Source organism: Nonomuraea candida, assembly GCF_000725485.1.
GTDB classification, from domain to species: domain Bacteria; phylum Actinomycetota; class Actinomycetes; order Streptosporangiales; family Streptosporangiaceae; genus Nonomuraea; species Nonomuraea candida.
Map to the genome: position 1 here is coordinate 1 of NZ_JOAG01000168.1, position 307 is coordinate 307.

Consider the following 307-nt stretch of genomic DNA (forward strand, 5'->3'; position numbering starts at 1 on the left):
CCACCGCCCACGCCACGAGCTGGGGGAAGTTCTTCTCCGGCGACCGCAAGGCCTACACCTTCGGCAGGACGTGGGGCTCGCACGGGAAGGTGTTCACCAAGTGGTACGGGGTGGACAGGGTCGGCGGCAAGAAGGGCTGGGTCTGGTTCGAGGTCTACCAGAACGGCTCGTGGCACAAGTTCAACAAGTCCTGGGACGGCAAGACCGCCGGCGCCTGGAGCGGCCGGGGGATCAAGAAGGTCTACACCTTCACCTGCTGGGCCGGCAAGTTCGACAACTGCGGCAAGAAGTACCGCATCTACTGATC

Annotated in this window: 1 pseudogene; it reads left to right on the forward strand. The window is 63.8% G+C overall.

Going from position 1 to position 307, the window contains the following annotated elements:
• A pseudogene (locus IO39_RS56440) lies at positions 1-305 on the forward strand (hypothetical protein); the annotation flags it as partial.
• Between the last annotated feature and the right edge of the window lie 2 nt (positions 306-307).